Source organism: Enemella evansiae (assembly GCF_004362375.1).
Taxonomy (GTDB): domain Bacteria; phylum Actinomycetota; class Actinomycetes; order Propionibacteriales; family Propionibacteriaceae; genus Enemella; species Enemella evansiae.
The window spans coordinates 232,939-248,137 of the sequence record NZ_SNXA01000012.1 but is presented as its reverse complement, the minus strand read 5'-3'; the positions used below and the strand labels follow the sequence as shown (position 1 = coordinate 248,137).

At 68.6% G+C, this 15,199-nt stretch carries 16 protein-coding genes; 9 read left to right on the top strand and 7 right to left on the bottom strand.

The window, feature by feature from the left end; all coding sequences use genetic code 11:
- The first annotated feature begins 785 nt into the window (after window positions 1–785).
- The gene (locus C8D81_RS17410; RefSeq protein WP_094432526.1) at window positions 786–1,976 is read left to right on the top strand and encodes a nucleotide sugar dehydrogenase; all 1,191 of its coding nucleotides are present in this window, start codon (window positions 786–788) and stop codon (window positions 1,974–1,976) included.
- 138 nt (window positions 1,977–2,114) lie between these two features.
- Window positions 2,115–2,702 (top strand): hypothetical protein, encoded by a 588-nt coding sequence (locus C8D81_RS17405; RefSeq protein WP_094359993.1) that lies wholly within the window; start codon window positions 2,115–2,117, stop codon window positions 2,700–2,702.
- A gap of 9 nt (window positions 2,703–2,711) precedes the next feature.
- On the opposite strand, the gene C8D81_RS21045 is transcribed toward C8D81_RS17405, so the two are convergent.
- On the bottom strand, window positions 2,712–3,527 hold the full coding sequence (locus tag C8D81_RS21045) for a hypothetical protein (protein ID WP_094432524.1): 816 nt from the start codon (window positions 3,525–3,527) through the stop codon (window positions 2,712–2,714).
- Window positions 3,528–3,632: 105 nt separating this feature from the next.
- Here C8D81_RS21045 and purU point away from each other — a divergent pair, with 105 nt between their 5' ends.
- Window positions 3,633–4,511, top strand: coding sequence for a formyltetrahydrofolate deformylase (gene purU / locus C8D81_RS17395; protein ID WP_094405631.1), 879 nt, complete (start codon window positions 3,633–3,635; stop codon window positions 4,509–4,511).
- 10 nt (window positions 4,512–4,521) lie between these two features.
- On the opposite strand, the gene C8D81_RS17390 is transcribed toward purU, so the two are convergent.
- Window positions 4,522–4,830 carry an ArsR/SmtB family transcription factor gene (locus tag C8D81_RS17390; RefSeq protein WP_094359987.1) on the bottom strand — a complete coding sequence of 103 codons (309 nt, stop codon included), beginning with the start codon at window positions 4,828–4,830 and terminating at the stop codon, window positions 4,522–4,524.
- 98 nt (window positions 4,831–4,928) lie between these two features.
- Here C8D81_RS17390 and C8D81_RS17385 point away from each other — a divergent pair, with 98 nt between their 5' ends.
- The 6 genes from C8D81_RS17385 to C8D81_RS17360 all read left to right on the top strand — a co-directional run bounded on the left by C8D81_RS17385 (window position 4,929) and on the right by C8D81_RS17360 (window position 12,461).
- A complete protein-coding gene (locus tag C8D81_RS17385; protein WP_094405630.1) occupies window positions 4,929–6,206 on the top strand; it encodes an MFS transporter in 1,278 nt (425 codons plus the stop codon).
- Window positions 6,207–6,360: 154 nt separating this feature from the next.
- Window positions 6,361–6,687, top strand: coding sequence for a DUF485 domain-containing protein (locus C8D81_RS17380; protein WP_229119677.1), 327 nt, complete (start codon window positions 6,361–6,363; stop codon window positions 6,685–6,687).
- The gene (locus tag C8D81_RS17375) at window positions 6,684–8,306 is read left to right on the top strand and encodes a solute symporter family protein (RefSeq protein ID WP_094359981.1); all 1,623 of its coding nucleotides are present in this window, start codon (window positions 6,684–6,686) and stop codon (window positions 8,304–8,306) included. Before C8D81_RS17380 ends, C8D81_RS17375 begins: the two co-directional genes overlap by 4 nt.
- 143 nt (window positions 8,307–8,449) lie before the next feature.
- Window positions 8,450–9,439 (top strand): malate dehydrogenase, encoded by a 990-nt coding sequence (locus C8D81_RS17370; protein ID WP_094432522.1) that lies wholly within the window; start codon window positions 8,450–8,452, stop codon window positions 9,437–9,439.
- A 139-nt stretch (window positions 9,440–9,578) separates the two neighbouring features.
- Window positions 9,579–11,765: a sialidase family protein gene (locus C8D81_RS17365; RefSeq protein WP_166646869.1), complete on the top strand. Its 2,187-nt coding sequence runs from the start codon at window positions 9,579–9,581 to the stop codon at window positions 11,763–11,765.
- A gap of 96 nt (window positions 11,766–11,861) precedes the next feature.
- Window positions 11,862–12,461 carry a DUF4190 domain-containing protein gene (locus tag C8D81_RS17360; protein ID WP_133626476.1) on the top strand — a complete coding sequence of 200 codons (600 nt, stop codon included), beginning with the start codon at window positions 11,862–11,864 and terminating at the stop codon, window positions 12,459–12,461.
- A gap of 30 nt (window positions 12,462–12,491) precedes the next feature.
- Here the strand turns inward: C8D81_RS17360 and C8D81_RS17355 are convergent, their stop codons facing one another.
- From C8D81_RS17355 to C8D81_RS17335, 5 genes are all read right to left on the bottom strand, one after another.
- Window positions 12,492–13,241 (bottom strand): PIG-L deacetylase family protein, encoded by a 750-nt coding sequence (locus C8D81_RS17355; RefSeq protein ID WP_229117870.1) that lies wholly within the window; start codon window positions 13,239–13,241, stop codon window positions 12,492–12,494.
- Window positions 13,242–13,261: 20 nt separating this feature from the next.
- Window positions 13,262–13,567, bottom strand: coding sequence for a DUF3017 domain-containing protein (locus C8D81_RS17350; RefSeq protein WP_208109368.1), 306 nt, complete (start codon window positions 13,565–13,567; stop codon window positions 13,262–13,264).
- A 10-nt stretch (window positions 13,568–13,577) separates the two neighbouring features.
- The gene (locus C8D81_RS17345; protein WP_133626475.1) at window positions 13,578–14,477 is read right to left on the bottom strand and encodes a bifunctional methylenetetrahydrofolate dehydrogenase/methenyltetrahydrofolate cyclohydrolase; all 900 of its coding nucleotides are present in this window, start codon (window positions 14,475–14,477) and stop codon (window positions 13,578–13,580) included.
- A 112-nt stretch (window positions 14,478–14,589) separates the two neighbouring features.
- The gene (locus tag C8D81_RS17340; RefSeq protein WP_133626474.1) at window positions 14,590–14,964 is read right to left on the bottom strand and encodes a type II toxin-antitoxin system death-on-curing family toxin; all 375 of its coding nucleotides are present in this window, start codon (window positions 14,962–14,964) and stop codon (window positions 14,590–14,592) included.
- Window positions 14,961–15,164 carry a DUF6290 family protein gene (locus tag C8D81_RS17335; RefSeq protein WP_172421935.1) on the bottom strand — a complete coding sequence of 68 codons (204 nt, stop codon included), beginning with the start codon at window positions 15,162–15,164 and terminating at the stop codon, window positions 14,961–14,963. Before C8D81_RS17335 ends, C8D81_RS17340 begins: the two co-directional genes overlap by 4 nt.
- Window positions 15,165–15,199 lie beyond the last annotated feature (35 nt).

The following is a 15,199-nucleotide window of genomic DNA, read 5'->3' as shown; positions in this document are numbered from 1 at the left end:
CATTCGACTACCGAGTGCGCACACTCAATGAGTCAAGCGCATTGGTCGACGGACTCTCACAGATCTATGGCAAAGCGAATGTCTCTCAACAGATTGAGCAACTGGCAGCTGTGACAACGAACGAGAGTGCCGCTCAGTTCAAATCGAACACGGAAGGGAAAAGGTTTGAGATTCGCGGCGGGGGCGATGATATAGCTATCAACATCCTGCCTGCTACCGACATGTCGTCAGCCACTCTCGAGTCTGGCCCCGGCCTGCAGTGCCCGAAAGCTTGGGTGGCTGCATACCTGTACTACATTGGGTCAGGAGCGATTTGTGGGGCAGTCTCCCTTGCCACCTTCATGGCAGGATTTGCCTGCGCAGGCTTCGCCTGGACCGCAGGCCAGGCAGTAGATTGGACCAGGGCTTGCAATTAGAATATCATCTATATACACAAGCATTGAGAGGAGGATTCATGTGAATGATCTAAACAAATCAAAGCATCGAAGCTTTACATGGCCAAATAGTTTCACTAGACGCTTCTTGACTGCCACCGTTGCCTTTCTCTCCTTCTTCTTCTTGCTTGCTGTCGTGATTGGAGTCGCCTCAGGTGAATTGGCGAATTCAATGATCCGTTTCGGGGCCTTTGGAATTGTAGCGGCAGTCGCCGCGGGCGTCACAGCTGGAACTTTCGCAAAACCAGGATCAAGAATCCGGATATTTAAGTGATCGGCACCCCAGCGCATTGGGCATCATCGGCGGATGCGTAACCGTCTGTTCACCGAGCGTTGGATAGTGTCGGCACCATGCGGATCGTCGGCGGGTCACCGCTCAACATCACCGTAGTCGGGCTCGGCTATGTCGGACTGTCCCTGGCAACCCTGCTGGCGCAGCGGCACGAGGTGACGGCATTGGACATCGACGCCGAGCGGGTGGCCGCGGTGGCCGCGGGCCGGTCCCCGATCGTGGATGCCGAGCTGGCCGAGTTGCTGGCCGGTGGCGAGCTGCGGCTGAGCGCCACCACCGACGCCGCTGCGGCGTACGCCGATGCCGAGCTGGTGATCGTGGCGACGCCGACGAACTACGACCCGGATGCCGACTACTTCGACACCTCGAGCGTGGACAAGGTGGTCGCCGAGGTGGCCGAGGCCGCGCCGCACGCGACCGTGGTGATCAAGTCGACGGTTCCGGTCGGGCACACCCGTCGGCTGCGGGAGGCGCATCCCGACCAGGACCTGATCTTCTCCCCCGAGTTCCTGCGCGAGGGTCGGGCGCTGCACGACAACCTGCACCCCTCCAGGATCGTGGTCGGCTCCGACACCGAGTCGGCCCACCGGTTCGCGGAGCTGCTCATCGAGGCCGCGGAGGACGACGAGGTGCCGGTGCTGTTCACCGGCTCCACCGAGGCGGAGGCGATCAAACTGTTCGCCAACACCTATCTGGCGATGCGGGTGGCGTTCTTCAACGAACTCGACTCGTATGCGGTGAACCACGGCCTGGACACCCGCCAGATCATCGACGGGGTGGGTCTCGATCCGCGGATCGGCAGCCACTACAACAATCCCTCGTTCGGCTACGGCGGCTACTGCCTGCCCAAGGACACGCGGCAGCTGCTGGCCAACTATTCCGATGTGCCGCAGAACCTGATCCGCGCGATCGTGGACTCCAACACCACCCGCAAGGACTTCATCGCCTCCGACATCCTGGCCCGGAACCCGCGGGTGGTCGGCATCTACCGGTTGACGATGAAGGCCGGCTCGGACAACTTCCGCTCCTCCTCGGTGCAGGGGGTGATGAAGCGGATCAAGGCCAAGGGCATCCCGGTGATCGTCTATGAACCGACCCTGGAGTCGGCCGAGTTCTTCCACTCGGAGGTGGTCCGCGATCTGGCCGACTTCAAGGACCGCGCCGATGTGATCGTGGCGAACCGGCCCGCGGCCGAGCTCGCGGAGGTGGCCGAGAAGGTCTACACCCGCGACCTGTTCGGCCACGACTGAGCGGCCCGCGACTCAGCTCGACACGGCAGCCACCGCTCCGCTCCGCTGCGCATGGCTGCCCACTCGATGGGCGTACCGATCCGGGCACCATCGGCTCGTCGGCTGCGATCGGTGGCCGGTGGATGGCAGACTCGATGGGTGCCTCGCCGACTGCCCACCATCGCCACCGCGCTGATCGGCGTACTGCTGCTCGGTGGGTGCGGCTCGGGTGCCACCGCGACCGGACGGCCGACCTCGGTGGCCTCGGCGAACCGGGCCTCGGTCGCCCCGCCGACACCGAAGCAGCGCACCGCGACCCCGACCGCGACGCCGACCGAGAACCGGGTCCTGCTGCCCGGCCCGGCGCCGGTCGACTACCGGCTGCAGGAGGGCGCGGGGACGCTCGCGGTGAAGACGTTCTCCTGGCAGCGCACCGGCAACGGGCAGGGCTCCGCGCCGCCCAAACAGCGCTATCTGGTGCTGGATGTGCTGCTCACCGCACGCGAGGGCACCGTGCTGGTCAACCCGCTCTATTTCGTCACCCTGACCGCGGACCAGCAGGTGATGGTGCCGACGATGGGCGCCGACGGCAATGAACCGGTGCTGGCCTCCAAGACGCTCAAACCCGGCGAATCCGTCGGCGGCATCGTGGCCTTCGACACCCCGCCCGGGCCGGTCACCGTGGTGCTGAACGACGAGCTCGGCAACCGGGTCGCCGTCGTCTCGCTGCCGGCGCCGGCGGACTGACCCCGCCGGTCAGCCCTTCGCGACCTCCTTGTAGCGCCTCGTGTAACCGTCGACGGTGGTCTTCGGGTCGCCGAGCGCGTTGCTGGTGGCGATGGCGACGGTGTTGCCGTAGTCGATGATCAGGATGTCCCGCGGCGTGGTCGAGCTGCCACCGACCGGGGTGAGCCTGAAGGTCTGGTAGCTGGCACCGTTGGAGTTCGCCCGGTTCAGGTTCGGCTGGTTGATCCGGTAGTTCTTGGCGCTGCAGTCCTTCAGCGCACCGGTGAGGGTCTGGTACGCCGCACCAGCGCTCTTCTCGTCGGCGTAGCGGGCGACGGTGATCACCGAATCGTTGCCGCCGGCGGTCACCACCGGGGCGGCCGCGGTCAGCGCCTCCCGGCTCGGCGCGCTGCAGGAATCGCTGCCAGGAAAAGCTTTCTGCGCGGAGGTCTCGTTGACCTTGGTCATCTGATCCGACCCGACCGACAACCCGGAACCGAGGTCGCGGGTCCGGTCGGCGGGCAGGGTCGGCGTCTTGAACACGGTCATGGTGAGGACGACGATCACGATCACCACCAGGGCGATCGCGCCGAGCACGATCCCGAGGATCAGCGGCAGCTTCGACTTCTTCCTCGGTGCCGGTGACGGCGGGTACGCCGGCCCGCCGGCCTGCGGCGGATGACCCGGCTGCGGGTAGCCCGGGGGCGGGCCCTGGTAGCCGCCTGAGGGGGGCGGGCCCTGTGGCCCGTAGCCACCGCCCGGCGGATACGGCCCCTGCGGTCCCTGCGGTCCCTGCGGTCCGTTCGGTCCGGGCGGCCACGGTGGGCCCTGCGGCGGCATGCTCATCGCTGTCTCCTCGGCTCGACGGCACTGCGCCGAGGTTATCGCGGCACCGGGCCCACGTCCGGACGTGGCGGGGCCGGTTCGGGTCCGGCCCTATGGTTGGGCGTCGTGAGCACAGGAACGACCAGTCGGCACCCGGGCGACCAGAACGACCAGTGGGTGATCACCCTCGTCTGCAACGACCGGCCCGGCATCGTGAACGCCGTCTCGGCGGCGGTGCTGGCGGCCCGGGGCAACATCACCGAACTGCAGCAGTTCGCGAACGCCGAGGGCCGGTTCTTCCTGCGCCTGCAGGTGGAGACCGAGGCCGACCGGCCGGAGATCGAGCAGGCGCTGACCCCGCTCGGCGCCGAGCTGGATGCCGACTGGCAGCTCGACGTGGTGGGCCGGCCGGTGCGCACCCTGGTGCTGGCCTCGAAGGCGGCGCACTGCCTGAACGACCTGTTGTTCCGGCAGCACTCGGGCTGGCTGCCGGTGCAGATCCCGCTGGTGCTGGCCAACCACCCCGACCTGGGCGACCTGGCCCGCTTCTACGGCGTACCGCTGGAACACCACCCGGTCACCCCGGAGACGAAACCGGACTTCGAACGGCGGGTGCTGGAGGCGGTCGCCGAGCACGACATCGAGCTGGTGGTGCTGGCCCGCTACATGCAGATCCTCTCCCCCGAGCTCTGCGAGGCGCTGGCCGGGCGGGCGATCAACATCCACCATTCGTTCCTGCCAGGCTTCAAGGGTGCCAACCCCTATCGGCAGGCGCATGAGCGCGGGGTCAAACTGATCGGCGCGACCGCGCACTTCGTCACCTCCGACCTGGACGAGGGGCCGATCATCGAGCAGAACGTGGTCCGCGTCGACCACACCCGCTCACCGAAGCAACTGGTCGCGATCGGTCAGGACGAGGAATCCCGCACCCTCACCCAGGCGGTCAAGCTGTACGCCGAGAACCGCGTCCTGCTGGACGGTGCGCGGACGATCATCTTCCGCTGACGGTTTCGGTTCAGCCCTTCGCCAGCAGCTCGAGCAGCCCCGGGAAGCGCTCCTCCAGCTCCGCCCGGCGCAACCGGACCTTGCGGCTGTTGCCGCGGTCGACCTGGCGTACCAGCCCCGCCTCGCGCAGGATCCGGAAATGATGCGTCAGGGTCGACTTCGACACCCCCAGCTCGAAACTGGCGCAGGTCCGTTCGGTGTCGATGGGTTCGTCGATCAGTGTGGTCACCACCCGGCGGCGCAGCGGATCGGCGAGTGCGCCGAGCACCTCGGCGAGTTCCATCTCCGCGGTCTCCGGGTGCCCCTCGGCGTCGGTCATCGATACACCTCCTGATCAGGCAGATCCCTAGGTACGGTTGACATCGTACCAACAGCGACCACACCCTAGGTACGACACCTATCGTACCTAGGAGGAGCATGACCACCGCCACCGCGACCCCTGCCCGGTCCCGACTCGCCCTGCCGGTGATCCTCGCCGCGCAACTCGTCATCCCGCTGTCCATCGCCGGTACCGCGGTGGCCCTGCCGCAGATCGCCGGTGAACTCGGCAGCTCCCCCGGGCCGCTGCAATGGGTGGTCAATGGGTTCAACGTCGCCTTCGCCCTGCTGACCATCGTCTGGGGTGCGCTGGCCGACCGGTTCGGTCAGGACCGGATCTTCACCGCCGGGATCACGATCGTGCTGGTCGCCTCGGTCGGCAGCGCGCTCGCCCCGACCCTGCTGCTGCTCGACGCCGCCCGAGTGCTGGCCGGGGTGGGCGCCGCGGCGGTCCTCACCGGGGCGACGGCGATCCTGTCCAACGCCTGGCAGGGCACCGCACGGGCCCGGGCGTTCGCCCTCTTCGGCACCATCAACGGTCTCGGCCTGGCCCTCGGCCCGACGGTCTGCGGAATCATCGTGCAACTGGCGGGCTGGCGCGGCACCTTCTGGTTCCCGGCGGCGGTGCTGGCCGTCGCCCTGCTCGGCTCGCGCACGCTGCCCCGGGTCCGGGTCGGCGGCACCGACCGCCGGTTGTTCGATCCGGGGCTGCTGCGCAATCCCGGGTTCACCGCGATGGTGCTCGTCCCGGTCGCCGGTGCCGTCGGTTTCGTGACCTTCCTGACCTATCTGCCGGCCGCCTTCGCCGCGATCCACGGGTGGTCACCCGGACGGGCCGGGGCCACCATGCTGCTGGCCACCCTGCCGGTGATCTTCTCCCCGAGCCTCACCGCGGCGGCGATGCGGCACCGGCGGATCGGCATCGGCACGGTGATCGCCGTCTCGATCGGCTGCCTGGTGCTCGGCGCGGTGGGGATGCTGGCGCTCGCCCCCGGCCGACCGGTCGCGCTGATCATCGCCCCGATGATCCTGATCGGCCTGGGTTTCGGGCTCCCGCTCGGCATCGTCGACGGGGAGGCGCTGAGCCAGGTGCCGGTGAGCTCCAGCGGGACCGCGGCCGGGTTGCTGAACCTGGCCCGGATCGGTTCCGAAGCGGTCGCCGTCGCCGCGTACGCCGCCGCGCTGGCCGGGCTGGTCCGCGGCCGGATCGCCGATCCCGGGCTGGCCGACCGGGTGGCCGCCGGCGGTTCCGGTGGCGCTGCGGCGTACGCCGACGCCCTGCACACCGTCGCACTGATCGCGGCCGCCGTGGTGTTCCTCCTGGGGGCAGCCAGCCTGCTGCTGTTCCGCCACCGGGGTGAAGCCCCGGCCGGTTGATAACGATTTGATCGGGTATGGAATCTGCTGCTGCCGAGTCACTGTGTTCTGTGTCATGTTGAGCAGCGCAGCTCTGCCCGAGCGCAACGATGCCAATGGGAGGATGCCAATGCCTGACCCCGAAGCCACTGGCCAGCCACCGGGAGGCACCCGTGTGGGGCCCACCTCGGAAGCTTTCCTGGAGGTGGCCCGCAGCAGTGAATTCACCGATCTGCGCAGCCGGTTCCGCCGGTTCGCGTTCCCGATGACGATCTTCTTCATCCTCTGGTACCTGGTCTACGTGCTGCTCTCCTGCTACGCGGAGGGCTTCATGTCGACCCGGATCGGCGGATCGGCGATCACCTACGGCCTGGTGCTGGGCCTCGGCCAGTTCCTCACCACCTTCGTGATCACCTGGCTCTACATCCGGCACGCCAACAAGTCGCTGGACCCGGTCGCGAACGAGCTGAAGCAGCAGCTGGAGACGGAGGGCAAGGCATGAACCCGACCTCGCTCGGCAACCCGGTGGTCAACATCGCGATCTTCGCCGCCTTCGTCGTGGTCACCCTGGCCATCGTGATCCGGGTGTCCACCGGTGGCAAGAAGCGCGCCGGTGACTTCTACACCGGCGGCGCCCAGTTCAGCGGCCGGCAGAACGGTTTCGCGATCGCCGGTGACTACCTGTCCGCGGCCTCGTTCCTCGGCATCGCCGGAGCGGTGGCCCTCTACGGCTACGACGGCCTGCTCTATTCGATCGGCTTCCTGGTGGCCTGGCTGGTCGCCCTGCTGCTGGTCGCCGAGCCGCTGCGCAACACCGGTCGCTACACGATGGCCGACGTGCTGTCCTTCCGGATGAAGCAGCGCCCGGTACGCCTGGCCGCGGCGATCTCCACGCTGCTGGTCTCCTTCTTCTATCTGCTCGCCCAGATGGCCGGCGCCGGCGCGCTGGTCAACCTGCTGCTCGGCGTCCAGGGCGACACCGCGCAGAGCATCGTGATCGGCATCGTCGGCCTGCTGATGATCGCCTACGTGCTGATCGGCGGCATGAAGGGCACCACCTGGGTGCAGATGATCAAGGCGATCCTGCTGGTCGGCGGGGTGCTGGTGATGACCATCTGGGTGATGGCCCTGAACGGTTTCGACCTCGGCCAGGTCATCCAGGCCGCGATCGACCGGGCCAATGCCACCCAGCCCGGGACCGGGGAGAAGCTGATCCAGCCGATGGGCCGTTACGGCACCAACAAGCTCGGCTTCATCTCGCTGTCGATCGCGCTGGTGCTCGGCGCGGCGGGCCTGCCGCACGTGCTGATGCGCTTCTACACCGTGCCGACCGCCAAGGAGGCCCGGCGTTCGGTGACCTGGGCGATCGGTCTGATCGGCGCCTTCTACCTGATGACGATCGTGATCGGCTACGGTGCCGCCGCGATGGTCGGCGCGGACGCCATCAACGCCCTGCCCGGCAAGGCGAACGCCGCCGCCCCCGCATTGGCCTTCGCCCTCGGTGGCACCGTCCTGCTGGCGTTGATCGCCGGCGTCGCGTTCGCCACCATCCTGGCGGTGGTGGCCGGTCTGACAATCACCGCCTCGGCCTCGCTGGCGCACGACATCTACAACTCGGTGATCAAGCACGGTCAGGCCACCCCGGCCGCCGAGGTCCGGGTGGCCCGGATCACCGTGCTGGTGATCGGGGTCCTGGCGATCGTCGGCGGCATCGCGGCGAAGAGCATGAACGTGGCCTTCCTGGTCTCGCTCGCCTTCGCGATCGCAGCCAGCGCGAACCTGCCCTCGATCCTGTATTCCCTGTACTGGCGGGGATTCAAGACCCAGGGTTCGGTCTGGTCGATCTACGGCGGGTTGATCTCCTCGCTGGTGCTGATCATCTTCTCCCCGGCCGTGTCCGGCATGATCGGCAGCACCAAGCCGCTGTCCAGCGCGATGTTCCCGAACGCGCACTTCGCCTGGTTCCCGCTGGACAACCCGGCCCTGGTGTCGGTGCCGATCGGCTTCTTCCTCGGCTGGCTGGGTTCGGTGCTGTCGAAGGAGGACAACACCGCACTGTCGGCGGAGATGGAGGTCCGCTCGATGACCGGTGCCGGCGCCCACAAGGCGCTTGACCACTGACCACTCGGTAGTCCGCAACGACCCCGTCCGGCCACGCCGGGCGGGGTCGTTCGCGTCGGTTCCGCTGTGGCGTACGCCACGAACACCCGGGCACCGACACTGATAGCGTCGGTCGAGTCATCCGTTCGCCAGAAGGAGAAAACGTGAGCAAGACCCCCGTGAAGGTAGCGGTCACCGGTGCCGCCGGTCAGATCTGCTACAGCCTGCTGTTCCGCATCGCCGCCGGCGACCTGCTGGGCAAGGACCAGCCGGTCGACCTGCACCTGCTCGAGGTCACCCCGGCGCTGAAGGCGCTGGAGGGTGTCGTGATGGAGCTCAACGACTCCGCCTTCCCGCTGCTGAACAACATCGTCACCGGCGATGACGCGAACCAGGTCTTCGACGGGGTCAACCTCGCCCTGCTGGTCGGCGCCAAGCCGCGCGGCAAGGGGATGGAGCGGGGCGACCTGCTCAAGGACAACGGTGGCATCTTCGGCCCGCAGGGCAAGGCCCTGAACGACAACGCCGCGGACGACATCAAGGTGCTGGTGACCGGCAACCCGGCCAACACCAATGCGCTGATCGCGATGAACAACGCCCCGGACATCCCCCGCGAGCGGTTCAACGCGCTGACCCGGCTGGATCACAACCGGGCGATCTCGCAGCTGGCCGAGAAGCTCGACGTGCCGGTCACCGAGATCACCAACATGACCATCTGGGGCAACCACTCGGCCACCCAGTACCCGGATCTCTACAACGCCAAGGTCGGCGGTGAGAATGCCGCGGAGAAGGTCAACGACCAGGAGTGGACCGAGAACACCTTCATCCCGACCGTGGCCAAGCGCGGTGCGGCGATCATCGAGGCCCGCGGCGCCTCCTCGGCCGCCTCGGCCGCCTCGGCGACCATCGACCACATGCGGGACTGGGTGGCCGGTACGCCGAGCAACGACTGGGTCTCCATGTCGGTGCCCTCGGACGGCTCCTACGGCGTCCCCGAGGGCCTGATCTCCTCCTTCCCGTGCACGGTTTCCGGTGGCAGCTACCAGATCGTCCAGGGCCTGGAGATCAACGAATTCTCGCGCGGGAAGATCGACGCCTCGGTGGCCGAGCTCACCGAGGAGCGCGACACCGTGAAGAGCCTCGGCCTGCTCTGAGCACCGTGGGGGCTCCCCCACACCCCGGGAAGACCCAGGCCCCGTCCTCATCACGAGGGCGGGGCCCGACTCTTGTCAAGGAGTCGACATTCGCGGTTAGATGAAACGTCGTTCCACCACGTCCGGCGAAGGAGCCATCGTGAAGTTCCGCAGAACATCGACGCTGGTGGCGACCGCCGCCGCGGTCGCACTCGTGGTCCCGGCCAGCATCCCGATGCGGGCCCAGGCGCAGCCGATCGACGGCCAACCCGGGGATCGGGCCGCGATCGGCCTGGGCAACATGTTCTATCCGTTCAGCCCGGCACCGGGACTGCAGGCCTCCTTCCCGCACCTGGCGCTGATCGACCAGGTGAACCGGACCGGGCAGCGTACGCCGGAGGTCTGGCTCAGCTTCGCCCAGGGCCCGGACGCGGTGACCAATACGGTGCCGTCCGGGGTGCTGGTCTCCCGCGACGGTGGCGCCACCTACACCGACCGCCGCGACGACTCCGGTGTCGAGACCCTGGCGATGATGCGGCGCAGCAACGGCGAATACATCGCCCCGAAGTTCATCCCGGAGTGGACCGATCGCGGGCCGGCGGTGATCACCAAGGTCTCCGCCGACCGGGGCGCCACCTGGCAGGAACGGCGGGCGGTGGTCACTCCCCCACCCGGCAAGACCTTCGCCAGCACCGGGTTCGACCGCGGCATCCGGGTGCACAAGAACATCATGGAGCTGCCCGACGGGCGGCTGATCGTCGGCGCCTACGGCAAGTTCACCGAGGACCAGCGGTGGAGCGCAATGCTGATCACCAGCACCGACGGCGGTTCGTCCTGGTCGGTGTGGGGGGTGATCAACGGCGACAACTCCGTCGGCGCCTCCGAGCCCAGCTTCTCCCGGACCGTCGACGGCCGGTTGATCGCGGTGCTGCGCGGCAGCCCCGAATCCGCCGGGCTGATGCAGGCGTACTCCAGCGACGACGGCCGGACCTGGACCGCCCCGACCAGGCTGCAGGCGCCGACCCCGACGGTGAGCGGCGCGGTGGAGCCCTCGGTGGTGCTGCAACCGAACGGTCAGCTGGTGCTGGCCTACGGCCGCCCGGGCAACCATGCGCTGGTCAGTGCCTCCGGCAACGGCGACGACTGGGGCAACTACCAGCTGCTGCAGAACAACGTGCCGCCGCGCAATGCCGAACCGACCTGGGGCTCCAGCGCCAACATGACGATGGTCCCGCTGGACGGCAACCGGTCGCTGGTCGCCGGCGACACCTGCGCCCCGTGGGGCTGCCAGCCCTACAACGAGACCTACGCCATCTGGGCCCGGCAGATCGACGCGGTCGGCCCGGGTACCGGGAAGCTGGATCTGACCACGATGCTCGCCGAGGGGCGGGCCCGGATCACCGCCGACGTGCTCACCGACCCGCTGTTCCCGCAGACCAGCGCCGCCGGCGCGGTCGACGGTTCATCGGACAAGCACGCCGCCGCCCGGATCCGGCCCGGTTCGAGCGTGGTCGTCGAACTCGATCAGGTCTATCGGTTGAACAAGCTCGGGCTGCTGATGGCGCCCGGGGTGAAGCAGAGCGCCAACATCCAGTTGTCGACCGACGGCCGGGCCTGGGGGAAGCCGGAGGTCAAGCTGCGGGACCGGGTGGACAGCGCCCTCGCCTACACCGAGATCCAGCCGACCGAGGCGAAGTTCATCAAGATCGGCCCCGACGGCAACGCCCCGCTGGATGCGGTGACCGAGCTGGAGGCGTACGCCGCCGACACCGACACCTTCGAGAACGACCCGGTGAACGCGCCGCCGCGCGGTTGGGTGCGCAACTCGCTCGCCCAGGTCGTCGACACCGCCCCGCAGACCGGTACGCCGCGGACCGCCGGTTTCGGTTCCCGGCGGGCGCTGCGGCTGCTCGACTTCGCCACCGACGACATCGCGACCGCCCAGCGGGCCTTCCCGGCCCGCCAGCAGGTCTCGATCGACTACCAGATGATGGGCGTCAACCGGCAGACGGGCACGATCGTCACGGTGAAGGGCACCGACGCGTCGGGTCGTTCGGTGGACGCCTACCACTTCCTGATCGACCCGATCAGCCGGGAGATCCGCCAGTACGACGGCCGGGCGTGGAACTCGCTCGGCCAGCTGCCGGCCCCGATCAACCCGAACGTCTGGGCGGCGGTGCAGATCACCGCGGACACCGCCGGCGGGACGTTGAAGATCGGCGACACCAGCTTCACCACCAGGCCCCCGACCGGCGCCCCGACCGCGTTGAACGCCCTGGCGTTCAGCTCCGCGGGGACGGCCCCGAAGGGCAGCTCGTTCTACTTCGACAACGTGCGGATCCGCTGACCGGGCATCCGGGTCAGGGCCGGGGGGAACCGGTGCCACCCCGGATGCCGTCGTGGTGGGCGTACGCTGCTGCACTACGAACACGAGGTGGTCGAGATGACGGTCGGACCGAATCCCTTCAGCCGTGAGGGCTCCCGTCCCGGTGACGGGCTGGGTGAGGTGAACCGGTTCGAGACGCTGGCCGACGGTGCCACCCCGCAGGCATCCGGCGTACCCGCCACCGAGCCGCCCCAGGCCCAGGCCCAACCCCAGCCGCAAGGGCAGTGGTCCGAGGCCGGCGGCCCGCCGGACCGGGCGTACGCCGAACCCGCCGGCGAGGCCTTCCCGAGCTATCCCTACGGCGAACCGCAGCCGCCGGTGCTGCAGCCCCACCCGCCGCAGCCGTACCAGGTGGGCCAGTCGATGCAGCCCTATCCCGGGGCGTCGTATCCGGCCCCCTACAACCCGTACCAGACCTATGGCCTGGTGCTGTCGACCTCGCCGTATGCGACGGTCTCGCTGGTGACCGGCATCATCGGCTTCTTCTGCGGGATCACCGGGCCGCTGGCGATCGGTTTCGCCGTCGCAGCGCTGCGCCAGATCAGCCGTGAACCCCAGGTCTACGGCGGTCGGGGTCAGGCGATCGGCGGCCTGATCACCGGCATCTTCGGTTCGATGTGGCTGGTCTACTACCTGGTTCTGGCGCTCGCGTCCTGAGGCCGTGGCCGGTGGGGTGAGCCCGTCCGGTCAGTTCAGCGGACAGACCCGGAAGAGTTCGGCCAGCCGGCCCTCGGGCAGCCCCATCCGGGCGGCCATCATCCCCGACCCGCGACGCAGGAAGGTCTCCAGTTCGGCGCGATGACCGGTCTGCGAGACGTGCTGCTTCAGCGCCGCCAGCTTGCGGTCGAACCGGTCGGTGATGTCCACCGCGTGATTCGGTTCGGGATGGCCCATCACCCAGATCTCGCCGACGTGCCACGGGTCCAGGCCGAGCTCAGGCCAGGCGAACGGGTTCTCCGAGGCGGGATAGCAGGCACGGACGGCGGCCTCGCCGGCGGCCAGATGGTCGGGGTGGCTGGACTGCAACCGGTCCCAGTTGCGGTCCGGTGACTGGGTCACCACCCGCTGCGGGCGCACCTCGCGGAGCACCCGGAGGATGTCGCGCTGCAGGTCGAAGCCAGGCACCAGCCAGCCGTCGCGGTGGCCGTCGAGGAAGCGTACGTCGCTCACCCCGAGCTCGGCGCTGGCCGCCCGCTGCTCCGTCTCGCGGAGCGCCGGGATGGCGTCGATGTCGGCATCGGGCCGGGCGCCCTGTTCGCCGCGGGTGCAGCACAGCACGGTGACCTCGATGCCGGCGTCGGTCCAGCCGGCGATCGTGCCGGCCACCCCGAAGTCGGCGTCGTCGGGATGGGCGACGACCACCAGGGCGCGTTCGATCTGGTCGTCGGGGCGGGGTTCGATCGCCGGGAATCCACCGGCCGGTACGGGGCTCGTCACCCGACCACCGTAGTGCCGGTTCAGCCGGGCGGCACCGCCAGGGCGAGCACGATGATCGCGATCCCGGCACCCAGCAGGACGGTGACGTCGAAGGCGCGGCCCCGGACCTGCAGCAGGCCGGCCATCCGGCGCGGGAGCACGAGCCGGGCGAGCCCGCCGAGGCAGAGCGCGGCACCGAAGAGGCCGCTGCCCCAGCGCCAGTGGCCGCGGGCGACGACGATCAGCGCGATCGCGGTGATCGCCACCACCACCAGCAGCGGCCACTGGTTCAGCGACCGCGCCTTGGCCCGGGCGGCCATCCGGATGCCCTGGTCGCGGACTCCCATCGGGTACGCCTCAGCCCCGCGCCGGGTCCTGGACGAACCGGGTGCCCGACAGCGCGTCGGCGAGCTGCCGCTCGGCGGCCTCGACGACGTTCTCGAGCAGCATCGCGCGGGTCATCGGGCCGACACCACCGGGGTTCGGGGTGACCGCACCGGCCACCTCCCAGACCTCGGGGGTGAAGTCGCCGACCTGCTTCCCCTCGTCGTTGCGGGTGATCCCGACATCGACCAGGGCGGCGCCGGGCTTGATCATCTCGGCGGTGATCAGCCCGGGTACGCCGGCGGCGCCGATCACGATGTCGGCAGCCCTGGTGTGCGCGGCGAGGTCCTTGGTGCCGGTGTGGCACAGGGTGACCGTGGAGTTCTCCGAGCGCCGGGTGAGCAGCAGCCCGAGCGGGCGGCCGACCGTGGTGCCGCGGCCGACGATGCAGGCCTCGGCACCGGCCAGTTCGACACCGCTGCGGCGCAGCAGCTCGACGATGCCGCGCGGGGTGCACGGCAGCAGCCCGGGCTCGTTCAGCACCAGCTTGCCGAGGTTGGTCGGGGTGAGCCCGTCGACGTCCTTGGCCGGGTCGATCAGGCCGAGCGCCTCGTGCTCGTCGAGCTGCCTGGGCAGCGGCAGCTGGACGATGTAGCCGGTGCAGGTGGCATCGGCGTTCAGCCTGGCGATCTCCTCGCGGAGCCGCTCCTGGCTGGTCTCGGCGGGCAGATCGACCCGGATCGAGGCGATGCCGACCTGGGCGCAGTCGCGGTGCTTGCCATTGACATAGATCTGCGAACCGGGGTCGTCACCGACCAGCACGGTGCCGAGTCCGGGGGTCACCCCGTGTTCGGCCAGGGCGGCGACACGCTTGGTGAGCTCCGCCTTGATCTCGGCCGCACAGGCCTTGCCGTCGAGTGTCTGCGCCGTCATCGAAGTCCTTTCGCGGGTACGCCTGAGGGCTCCGCCATTCTTGCACCGTCGGCGCCGCCCGCCCGACACCTGCATTCCACTCGGCGGAATCACTCCCGATACGAGCAGCGGATCACTGCACTCCCCGGCGCAGTTGCTCCGCGATGCTCTCCACCTCTGCCAACGATCCATCAGCGATGGCGAGGATGAACTCGTAGGCCTCATCATTGCTGAACGTGAGTCGATGACCGTTGAGGCCGAGAAATGCCAGCAGGGCAGCCAGTCCCAGCCGTTTGTTGCCGTCCACCAAGGCATGGTTCCCCACGATCGACTGCGTCAACGCCGCGGCCTGGGTGACCAGATCCGGGTACGCGACCTGGCCGAAGACCTCGGTCTGGGGGCGGGCTGCCGCCGACTCGAGCAGACCGATGTCGCGTACCGCGATCGTCATCCCGGTCGCCCGGTTCGCGATATGGATCAGTTCCTCGGTGGTGAGAAAGAGCGTCATTGGCCGAGACGTTCGAGCGCCTCGGCGTAGCGCGGCAACTCCCGATCCAGAACCTGGTCCAGCAGGTCACGCCGGCTGTGGGTCTCGATGTACTCGGTCACCGCGGCCCGAGCGACCTCCTGCATCGAGCGGCGCTCAAGCTCAGCACGCTTGCGGAGCGCTTCGGTCTCGGCCTCGGTCAGGCGAAGTGTCATGGCCATGAACCCATGATACCGAGTCTGATACCAGGCCGCAC